Origin of the sequence: Mesorhizobium sp. M7A.F.Ca.CA.004.04.2.1 (genome assembly GCF_004022825.1) — a bacterium.
Taxonomy (GTDB): domain Bacteria; phylum Pseudomonadota; class Alphaproteobacteria; order Rhizobiales; family Rhizobiaceae; genus Mesorhizobium.
Genome location: NZ_RZPH01000691.1, coordinates 1 through 3,307, shown reverse-complemented (window position 1 = coordinate 3,307; position 3,307 = coordinate 1). Strand labels below are relative to the sequence as shown.

Below are 3,307 nucleotides of genomic sequence, written 5' to 3'. Positions count from 1 at the left end.
GACATTGACGTTGATGGCATCCTTGGTGTCAAGGATGTTGTCGAAGGCGACCAGAACGATGCCGGCTTCCTTGGCGCGCTTGATGACCGGACCGAAGGCTGTCGGGTTCTGGGCGTCGGTGACGATGGCGTCATAGCCGGAATCGATGAAATTGTTGATCGCCGAGATCTGCGCCGGCACGTCCTCGCCCGTCGAGACGACCTTGAATTCCTTGATCTTGGCTTTGACTTCAGGTTGTGCGGCGTAGGCCTTGGCTGTCTGCACCATCTGGATACGCCAGGTGTTGGCGATATAGCCATTGGCGAAGGCGATGCGGAACGGCCCTTCCTTCTTGGGATATTTGAAAAATTTGGTCTCCGCGCTCCACGGCGCGAAACAGTCCGCCTGAGCGGCGGGACCCGACACGATTTCGGGTCCGGCGGCCATGGCGGCCGAATTGAGCATGACGAATGCAGTGGCGGCAACGACGCCACCAACAAGTGACTTGATCATCGATAATCCTCCCGATTGCAGTTCTGATTGTCGTTTCGCAATGCGAATTTTTCGCGCGATGGACCGGCACCTCCCGCCTCGTCATGCGCTTCCTTGGTCGCCGGTGGTGGCCGACCCGGTTCCTCCCTTGTCGCCGCCAGCGGGGCGAAAACTATCATATTATCCATAATAAACAAGTATTAGTTGTCACTTATGTATAATAAACAGGCGCAAACTATCGTTGATACACCTGCCCGGAGGAGATGGTAGCGCTACCAAATTGGCGTGTAAACCGGCATTCGCACAGTCGCTCCTGTGCGTTTCAACGCGCCGTGCTCTCGCGGCGCTTGAGTTCGAAACCGAGGTCGACGATCCGTTGCTCCGGTCTGTTGCCGGCGATCGCCGCCAGCGCCATGGCGACGGCACGCCGGCCGATCTCATAACGATGGGTGCGGATGCTAGTGACCGAAGGAAACGCCACCTGCATCATGTCGAGATCGTTGAAACCGACGATGCCGATCGTCTTCGGCACCGCGATCGAGGCGCGATGGCATTCGAACAAGACGCCGAGCGCGATATCGTCATTGTTGCAGAAGACACCGTCGAGTGTCGGCACCTTGGCCAGCGCGTCGCGGAACATCTCGCGGCCGAGCGACACGCTGGACAGCACCGGCGTGGTGGTTACGAGGCGCGAGTCGAACAGGCCCGCGGCCTCCATCGCCGCGCGATAGCCGGCAAGGCGCCGCTGCGAACGCGGATCCATGCGCGCGCCGATGAAGCCGATGCGGCGATAGCCCGCCTCGATCAGATGCTCGGTCGCCGCCCTGCCGCCATCGAGATGCGAGAAGCCGACCATCATGTCGACCGGATCTGGACCGGTTTCCATGACCTGCACCACAGGGCAGCCGGCACTTTCCAGCAGCTTTCGCGAAGCCGGTGTCTGATCGATGCCGGCGACGATCAGCGCGGCTGGCCGTTGCGAACCGAACACCTGCAGCAGCCGCTCTTCCTCGAGGCCGGAATAGTGGGTGTTGCCAAGCTGGATGCGGAACGGGCTGGCCGACAGGCTGTCATAGATGCCGCGCACCACCTCGGCGAAGACGTTGTTGGTCAGCGACGGCACCAGCACGCCGAACACCTCGGCGCGCGCCGAGGCGAGCGCCCGGGCATTCGGGTCCGGCACGTAGCCCAGTTCGTCGACGGCGGCCTGGATCTGGCGGCGCAGCTCTTCGGACACACGCTCCGGCTCGCGCAGGGCGCGCGACACGGTGATGGCGCCGACGCCGGCCTTGCGTGCGACATCCGCGATGGTCGGGCGACCGCCGCCCCGGCGCGAGCGCGGCTTGGTCAAGGACGCACTCCTGGCGACTGGCTTGTGCAGCCAAGCGCCTTTGGAACCATATTCGGGGTCTTTGCCACCGTCGTCATGCCAAACCGGCCTGTTGCCGCACCCATTCGCCTTCCGGCGTCGCGCAGCCTTGGGTGGTTGTCAAGCCGCGCAGCTCCCGGACCATTGGGCACGGTGAGCTCAGGCCGTCACGGCTGTGCTGCGCCGTGCCTTCCAGAACAGCAGCCCGATCGCCACCAGGTTCAGCAAATTCCACGCGATGCCGTTGAGGAATGCGGCGGCGTAGGAACCAGTCAAATCGTAGATCCAGCCCGACATCCAGCCGCCGATCGCCATGCCGAAGATGGTCGCCATCATGACGATGCCGATACGCTGGCCGGCCTCCCTGGCCGGCATGTAATCGCGCACTATGATCGCGTAGCAAGGCACGATGCCGCCCTGCGACAGGCCGAACACCAGCGACACCACATAGAGCGAGGCAAGCCCGTCGAACGGGATATAGAACAGCAGCGACAGGCACTGCAGCACCGAGCCGATCATCAATGTCCACACCGCGCCGATACGGTCGGCGAGGAAGCCGGACGCCAGCCGGCTGACGACGCCGCCGGCCATCATGATCGACAGCATGTCGGCGCCATGCGCCACGCCGTAGCCGAGGTCCATGCAATAGGCGACGATATGCACTTGCGGCATCGACATCGCCACGCAGCAGCCGAGCCCGGCGACGACCAGCAGCACCTGCAAGGCCGCCGGCGACAGCGAGATCGGCTGCACCGATCGGCTTCCGGGCGAACCCGCGACGGCCGCCGCCGGGGCACCGCGCCGCAGCATCAGCACCAGCGGCACCATTGTCACCAGGCAGAAGATGCCGATTGCCGCATAGGTGAAGCGCCAGCCTTCCGCCTTCATCAGCGTCGGCATGATGGTCGGCCACAACGCTCCGGCAAGGTAATTGCCGGCCGCCGCCGCCGTGACCGCGACACCGCGACGACGGTTGAACCAGTGCGAGATATCGGCGATCAGCGGCCCGAAGATCACCGACGTGCCGACACCGATCAGCACTCCTTGGGCAAGCGTGAATTGCAGGATCGAGGTCGACAGCGCCGCGAGCAGCAGGCCGGCGGAAAGCGCAATCGAAGAGAGCAGCGCCGGGATCCAGTAACCCATCCGGTCGATGGCGCGGCCGACCAGCACGTTGCCGGCGGCGAAACCGACCATGGTCGCGGTGTATGGCATGGACGCCGCGGCGCGGTCGACGCCGAACTCGGCCTGCACCGCAGGCAGCACGACGACGACAGCCCACATGCCCACGGCGCCGATCGTCGCCAGCAGCATCGAGATGGCAAGCCGCATCCAGGCATAGGAGCTGTCGATGCCGGGGCCGGGCTGGATGCTGTCGGTTCGGGTCAAGGCGTTTCCTGTCGGCGGTCTCGGAGATCGGCTGCCGTTTGCGCCACTATCGGCGCCTTCTCAGGCCGCAGCAGCGCC

Annotated in this window: 3 protein-coding genes; all 3 read right to left on the bottom strand. The window is 64.2% G+C overall.

Annotated elements, in window-relative coordinates; translation table 11 throughout:
- The coding region (locus EN893_RS25305) for a substrate-binding domain-containing protein (RefSeq protein ID WP_164901091.1) at window positions 1-492 on the bottom strand (492 nt) is incomplete at its 3' end.
- Window positions 493-793: 301 nt separating this feature from the next.
- The gene (locus tag EN893_RS25300) at window positions 794-1,822 is read right to left on the bottom strand and encodes a LacI family DNA-binding transcriptional regulator (protein WP_127271475.1); all 1,029 of its coding nucleotides are present in this window, start codon (window positions 1,820-1,822) and stop codon (window positions 794-796) included.
- A 177-nt stretch (window positions 1,823-1,999) separates the two neighbouring features.
- The gene (locus EN893_RS25295) at window positions 2,000-3,229 is read right to left on the bottom strand and encodes an MFS transporter (protein WP_127270871.1); all 1,230 of its coding nucleotides are present in this window, start codon (window positions 3,227-3,229) and stop codon (window positions 2,000-2,002) included.
- Window positions 3,230-3,307 lie beyond the last annotated feature (78 nt).